Source organism: Pseudonocardia lacus (genome assembly GCF_018531445.1).
In the GTDB taxonomy this organism is placed as follows: Bacteria; Actinomycetota; Actinomycetes; order Mycobacteriales; family Pseudonocardiaceae; genus Pseudonocardia; species Pseudonocardia lacus.
This window is the reverse complement of the sequence record NZ_JAHDTH010000303.1, coordinates 1-6,496: the sequence shown is the minus strand read 5'-3', so window position 1 is coordinate 6,496 and position 6,496 is coordinate 1. Positions and strand designations below refer to the sequence as shown.

Annotated in this window: 6 protein-coding genes; 4 read left to right on the top strand and 2 right to left on the bottom strand. The window is 73.3% G+C overall.

From position 1 onward, the window contains the following. Together KIK08_RS36230 and KIK08_RS36225 are read right to left on the bottom strand one after the other, a co-directional pair. The coding region (locus tag KIK08_RS36230; protein WP_214407837.1) for a hypothetical protein at positions 1-528 on the bottom strand (528 nt) is incomplete at its 3' end. Then, positions 504-1,208 carry a response regulator transcription factor gene (locus KIK08_RS36225; RefSeq protein ID WP_214407836.1) on the bottom strand — a complete coding sequence of 235 codons (705 nt, stop codon included), beginning with the start codon at positions 1,206-1,208 and terminating at the stop codon, positions 504-506. The genes KIK08_RS36225 and KIK08_RS36230, both read right to left, overlap by 25 nt. Before the next feature lie 162 nt (positions 1,209-1,370). Between KIK08_RS36225 and KIK08_RS36220 the strand changes: the two genes are divergently transcribed. The 4 genes from KIK08_RS36220 to KIK08_RS36205 all read left to right on the top strand — a co-directional run bounded on the left by KIK08_RS36220 (position 1,371) and on the right by KIK08_RS36205 (position 6,380). After that, positions 1,371-2,561: an ABC transporter ATP-binding protein gene (locus KIK08_RS36220; protein ID WP_408004783.1), complete on the top strand. Its 1,191-nt coding sequence runs from the start codon at positions 1,371-1,373 to the stop codon at positions 2,559-2,561. Between the two features lie 128 nt (positions 2,562-2,689). Further along, positions 2,690-3,988, top strand: coding sequence for an ABC transporter substrate-binding protein (locus tag KIK08_RS36215; protein ID WP_214407834.1), 1,299 nt, complete (start codon positions 2,690-2,692; stop codon positions 3,986-3,988). A 92-nt stretch (positions 3,989-4,080) separates the two neighbouring features. After that, entirely contained in the window at positions 4,081-5,454 is a 1,374-nt protein-coding gene (locus KIK08_RS42090; protein WP_214407833.1) for an ABC transporter permease, read from the top strand. Beyond that, positions 5,451-6,380: a carbohydrate ABC transporter permease gene (locus KIK08_RS36205; protein WP_308258115.1), complete on the top strand. Its 930-nt coding sequence runs from the start codon at positions 5,451-5,453 to the stop codon at positions 6,378-6,380. The genes KIK08_RS42090 and KIK08_RS36205 overlap by 4 nt, the downstream gene beginning before the upstream one ends. Positions 6,381-6,496: the final 116 nt, after the last annotated feature.

Here is a 6,496-nt window from a genome sequence, read left to right as displayed (position 1 = left end):
CAGCGCCGTCAGGTCGGCGGCGACCGGCCGGACCCGGCGCACGGCCAGCAGCACCCCGACGCCGGCCCCGAGCGCCCCCGCGGCCAGCAGCGGCGCCGCCCACGCCCAGCTGTCGGCGGCCGGCGCGGCGGTGGGCAGGAACACCTCGACGACGACCGGCCCGGACAGGCCCGCGGCCCGGCGCAGCAGCACCGAGCCGCCCTCGACCGGGACCTCGGTGGTGCCGACGCCCTCGGCGGTGATCGCCGCGATCGCCGCCCCGGAGCGCGAGGTGCCGATCGTCACCCCGCCCGTGTGCACCGCCAGCCTGCCCTCCCGCCCGGCCGGGGTGCGGGCGATCCCGCGCAGCAGCGACTCCTCGTCGGCGGTCGCCTCGGCCAGGCTGGTCAGCGCGGAGAGGTCGGCCTCGGCGCCGCTGCGCAGCTGGTCGCGGGCCTGCACGAGGTGGGCGACGAGCCCGGCGGCCACGACGGCGGCGATGACGACGGTGGCCGCGGTGAGGGTCAGGCGGGCGACGAGCTGTCGCACGGCTCCACCAACTTGACGCCCACGCCGCGCACCGTGTGCAGGAACCGCGGGGTGGACGCGGTCTCGCCGAGCTTGCGGCGCAACCAGGACAGGTGCACGTCGATGGTCTGGTCGAGGTGCAGGTGCGGCTGCCGCCACACCTCGCGGCACAGCTCGGCCTTGGAGATGACCCGGCCGTGGCGCGCGGCGAGGTAGCTGAGCAGGTCGAACTCGCGGCGGGTGAGGGTCAGCGGCGCCCCGGCCAGCCGGGCCTCGCGGCGGTCGACGTCGACCATGAGGTCGCCGACGGTGATCGGGCCGTCGGTCGCCTTGTCGGCCGGCTTGGTGCGGCGCAGCACGGCGCCGACGCGGGCGGTCAGGTGCTCGCTGGAGAACGGCTTGGCCAGGAAGTCGTCGGCGCCCGCGTTGAGCAGCCGCACGATCGACGCCTCGTCGTTGCGGGCCGTGGCGATGATCACCGGGGCGTCGCTGACGCCGCGCAGCAGCCGCAGTGCCTCGAAGCCGTCGAGGTCGGGCAGGCCCAGGTCGAGGACGACGAGATCGACGTGCTCGTCGGTGACCGTGCGCAGCGCGTCGAGCGCGCTGGCCACCGGCTGCACGACGTAGCCCGCCTCGCGCAGTGCGCCGGTCATCGCGGTGCGGACTGCGTGGTCGTCCTCGACCAGTAACACCAGCGGCATAACCGCACCGTAAACGGTGGGGCGACCGATAGGTACAGCCGGTCGCCCCGCCTTCAGGCCGATCTGTCAGCTCTTTAAGGTGCCGTTCGGATTGGTGTCCTTAGCATTCTGGCTCTGACGGGGTGAGTCGCGTCACGCCCGGAGCACGTCGACAGGAGCATGGTGGCCGGTATCGAGATCGACCGGGTCGGCAAGGTCTACGCCGACGGCACGAGGGCGGTCTCCGACCTCACCATCGACGTCATGGACGGCGAGTTCCTGGTGCTCGTCGGGCCGTCGGGGTGCGGCAAGACGACGGCGCTGCGGATGGTCGCGGGCCTGGAGGAGATCAGCGAGGGCGAGGTGCGCATCGGCGGCGAGGTGGTCAACGAGGTGCCCGCCCGCGACCGCGACGTCGCGATGGTGTTCCAGTCCTACGCGCTCTACCCGCACCTGACGGTCTTCGACAACATCGCGTTCGGCCTGTCCCTGCGCAAGGTCCCGAAGGCGACCATCGAGCGCAGCGTGCGCGAGGTGGCCGAGGTGCTGGAGCTGACCGAGCAACTGCACCGCAAGCCGCGCAACCTCTCCGGGGGGCAGCGCCAGCGGGTGGCGATGGGCCGGGCGATCGTGCGCCAGCCGCGGGCGTTCCTGATGGACGAGCCGCTGTCCAACCTGGACGCCAAGCTGCGGGTGCAGATGCGCGCCCAGATCGCCCGCATCCAGCGCGACCTCGGGGTGACCACCGTCTACGTCACCCACGACCAGACCGAGGCGATGACCCTGGGCGATCGGGTGGCCGTCATGCGCGGCGGGGTGCTGCAGCAGATCGCCTCGCCGCAGGAGCTCTACGACCGGCCGAAGAACATGCTGGTGGCCGGGTTCATCGGGTCACCGGCGATGAACATGGTCACCGCCGAGCTGGCGCTCGACGGCGACGACGCGAGCGTCACCTTCGGCGGGCACCGGCTCACCGTGCCGGCGTCGGTGCTGCACAAGCGCCCGGCGCTGCGCGGCTACGCCGGGCGCGCGCTGGCGGTGGGCATCCGCCCCGAGGACATGGAGGACGCCGAGATCGCCGGGCCGGTGGCCGCGGGCGGCGACACCCTGTCCTCGGTCGCGGACCTGGTGGAGGCGATGGGCGCGGACGTGATGGTGCACTTCCCGGTCGACGCCGAGGCGGTGCGCACCGAGGACCGCGAGTCGCTGGAGCGCGACAGCGGCGGAGCGGGCCGGACCGGCCCGGGCACCGTACTGGTGGGGCGCTTCAGCCCGCGCACCCGCATCTTCGAGGGCCAGCCGACCACCGTCCGGGTGGACGTCGAGAACCTGCACTTCTTCGACCTGGGGACCGGGAGCTCCATCTGGCACTGAGCTGGCACCGAGCTGGCACCGAGCCGGCACCGAGCCGGGACGCGAGCCGTCGGCCCGAGGAGAAAGGATCAGCACGAGACAACGCCCCGTCCCCCGGGGTGGGCGCAGGTCTGGGTAAGGAGGCTTGGATGCGCGCGTTCAGGATCGTCGCGGTCGCGGCCGCGGCCGTGGTGCTGGCCGGTTGCACGACCAGCGCCGGCCACAGCGCCCCGCCCGGTGCCGACGTCGACCTGTCGGGGCAGCGCATCGAGGTCGCGGCGGTGTGGTCCGACGACGAGCAGGCCTCCTTCGAACGCGTGCTGGACGAGTTCGAGCGCCAGACCGGCGCCGAGGTCACCTACGTCTCCGGCGGCGACGAGCTGCCCACGGTGCTCTCGACGCGGCTGGTCGGCGGGGCCCCGCCCGACGTGGCGATCGTGTCGCAGCCCGCGCTCGTGCATTCCATGGCCGTCGACGGCGCGCTGGTGCCCCTCGACGCGGCCACCGACGCGCTGATCAGCGAGCAGTTCAGGCCGGTCTGGAAGGAGTGGGGCACCGTCGACGGCACCCTCTACGGCTTCGTGTTCAAGGCGAGCAACAAGTCGACGGTCTGGTACGACGCCGACCAGCTGGGCGAGGACTTCGTCCCCCCGGCCGACTGGGACGCCTTCATCGACCTGCTGCGCACCCGCTCCGACATCGGTGGGGCCCCGCTCTCGGTCGGCGGGGCCGACGGCTGGACGCTCACCGACTGGTTCGAGAACGTGTACCTGCAGACCGCCGGCGCGCAGATGTACGACAAGCTCGCCGAGCACGAGATCCCCTGGACCCACGACTCGGTGCGCGTGGCGATGGAGACCCTCGGCCGGGCGTTCCAGCCGCAGTTCATGCCGGGCGGGCGCGCCAGCGCGCTGCAGACCGAGTTCGCCGACTCCGTGGTCAACGTCTTCGGTGACGACCCGAAGGCCGAGATCGTCTTCGAGGCCGACTTCGTGGCCGGTGTGATCGCCGAGAGCACGTCGGCGACGGTCGGGCAGGACGCGCTGTTCTTCCCGTTCCCGAGCGTGGGCGACACCTCCTCGGTGATCACCGGCGGCGACACCGTCGTCGCGCTGACCGACCGCCCGGCCACCACGGCCCTGGTCCGGTTCCTGGCGTCGTCGCAGGCCGCGGACATCTGGGTCGAGCGCGGCGGGTTCATCTCGCCCAACCGCGAGGTCGAGCTCGACGGCTACCCCGACGAGACCACCCGCCGGATCGCCGATGACCTGGTCAACGCCCGCAACGTGCGCTTCGACATGTCCGACCTGATGCCCACCTCGCTCGGGGCGACCCGCGGCGACGGGTTCTGGCGGGCGATGCAGGACTACCTGGGCGACCCCGACCGGCTGCCGCAGATCCTCAGCGACCTCGAGGCCGAGGCCGGTGCGGCCTACGCCCGGCGCTGACCCGCCCCGACCCGCCCAGCCGACCACCCAGCCGACCACCCAGCCGACCACCCAGCCGACCACCCAGCCGACCACCCAGCCGAGAGGACACCGTGCCCACACCCCCCGCGCCGACCCCGTCGGCGTCGTCCGCCCCGGCCGCGCGCGCGGCCGGGGCGTCGGAGACCGGCCGCCGCACCGGGGCCCTCTCGGGCGGGAGCCCGCGCCTCGCGCTGCTGTTCCTGACCCCCGCGCTGGTGCTGCTGCTGGTGTTCCTGGTCTACCCGACGGCGTACACGCTGGTGCGCAGCCTGTTCGACGCCCGGGGCGACGAGTTCGTGGGACTGGACAACTACGCCACCGCGTTCACCGACGACCGCACCCTGGTGGCGCTGCGCAACAACGTCATCTGGGTGGTCGTGGCGCCGTCGCTGGTCACCTCGATCGGGCTGGTGCTGGCCGTGCTGATCGAGCGGGTCCGCTGGGCCACGGCGTTCCGGCTGGTGATGTTCATGCCGCTGGCGATCTCGCTGGTGGCCTCCGGGATCATCTTCCGGCTGGTCTACGACGAGGACCCGGACCGCGGCCTGGTCAACGCGGTGGCGGTGTCGGTGCACGACGCCTTCTCCCAGGCCTCCCCGTACCCGGGGGTGCGCCCGCGCGAGGGCGGCGGGCTGGTCGCGCAGCCCGACGGGGCGATGGTCACCACCGCCCGGTTCGGTCCCGACGCGGTGCTGGCCCTGCCGCTGACCGGCTACGACCCCGCCACGCTTCCCCAGCAGGCATCGGCCGCCGTGCCGGCCGAGCCCGGCCTGGGGGTGCGGGGCCTGGTCTGGCTGGACGTCGGCGGCGCCGATGACCGGCCCGGGCAGCTCGACGCCGACGAGCGCGGGGTGCCCGGGGTCGCGGTGGAGGTGCTGTCCGGCGGCCGGGTCGTGGCCACCGCCACCACCGGCGACGACGGCCGGTTCACCGCCCCCGACCTCCCGGCGGGCGACTACGCGCTGCGGCTGCCGGCGCACAACTTCGCCGAGCCGTTCCGCGGGCTGACCTGGCTGGGGCCCGCGCTGATCACCCCGGTGATCATCTCCGCCTGGCTGTGGGTGATGGCCGGGTTCGCCATGACGCTGATCGCGGCCGGGCTGGCCGCCATCCCCCGCGACGCGCAGGAGGCCGCCCGCGTCGACGGGGCCACCGAGTGGCAGGTGTTCCGCCGGGTGACCGTCCCCCTGCTCTCCCCGGTGCTGGTGGTCGTGCTGGTCACCCTGGTGATCAACGTCTTGAAGGTGTTCGACCTGGTGTTCGTCATCGCGCCGGGGTCGGCGCAGGAGGAGGCCAACGTGCTGGCGCTGCAGATGTGGCAGGTGTCGTTCGGGTCCGGGGGCGGCGACCAGGGGCTGGGCAGCGCCCTGGCGGTGCTGCTGTTCCTGCTGGTCGCGCCGGCGATGGTGTTCAACGTCCGGCGGTTCAAGGGGGACCGGTCGTGACCTCGCTGATCGGCGCGCCGGCCGCGGTCGGCGCCCACCGCCCGGTCGCGGCCGTTCCCCGGCGGCGCTCGATCGCGTCCCGGGTGGTCGAGCGGATCGCCGGCCCGGCGGTGCGCGTGCTGCTCGTCGTCATCGCGGTGTTCTGGCTCATGCCGGTGTTCGGCCTGCTGGTGGCCTCGCTGCGGCCGGAGAGCGCGAACTCCGGCAGCGGCTGGTGGACGGTCTTCACCGAGGTCTTCACCCGGCCCGCCGAGCTGACCCTGGCCAACTACGGCGAGCTGCTCTCGGACCGGACCATGCGGGGGTCGCTGTGGAACACGGTGCTCATCGCGGTGCCCTCGACGGTGCTGGTGGTGGTGATCGGCTCGCTGGCCGCCTACGCCCTGGCCTGGATGTCGTTCCCCGGGCGCGACTGGGTGATGACCGGGGTGGTCGCACTGCTGGTGGTGCCGGTGCAGGTGGCCCTGGTCCCGGTGGCGCAGCTGCTCGGGGCCACCGGCCTCTACGGCTCGATCGCCGGCGTCGTGCTCTTCCACGTCGCCTTCGGGCTGCCCTTCGCGGTGTTCCTGCTGCGCAACTTCTTCGCGGGGATCCCGCGCGACCTGCTGGAGGCGGCCCGGATGGACGGCGGGAAAGAACTGATGATCTTCTGGCGGCTGGTGCTGCCGATCGCGCTGCCGGCCGTGGCGTCGCTGGCGATCTTCCAGTTCCTCTGGGTCTGGAACGACCTGCTGGTCGGACTGGTGTTCGCCGACGAGGGCTCGGCGCCGATCACCGTGGCGCTGCGCGGCCAGCTGCGCCAGTTCGGCGCGAACGTCGACGTGCTGGCCAGCGGGGCGTTCGTGTCGATGTTCGTGCCGCTGGTGGTGTTCTTCTCCTTCCAGCGCCACTTCGTGCAGGGCGTCCTCGCGGGGTCGGGCAAGTGAGCGCCAGGGCGCGGCGGGTCGCCACCCGCGCGGCGACCCCGGCGGCCGGGGCGCCGGTTCCCTCGGCCGCCGAGCTCGCGGCCGCGGTCCTGCGCCGGACGTGGCCGGGCTCGGCC

Coding starts and splice junctions, on each gene's coding strand:
- KIK08_RS36225 (WP_214407836.1), bottom strand. CDS start 1,208: ATGCCGCTGGTGTTACTGGTCGAGGACGACCACGCAGTCCGCACCGCG.
- KIK08_RS36215 (WP_214407834.1), top strand. CDS start 2,690: ATGCGCGCGTTCAGGATCGTCGCGGTCGCGGCCGCGGCCGTGGTGCTG.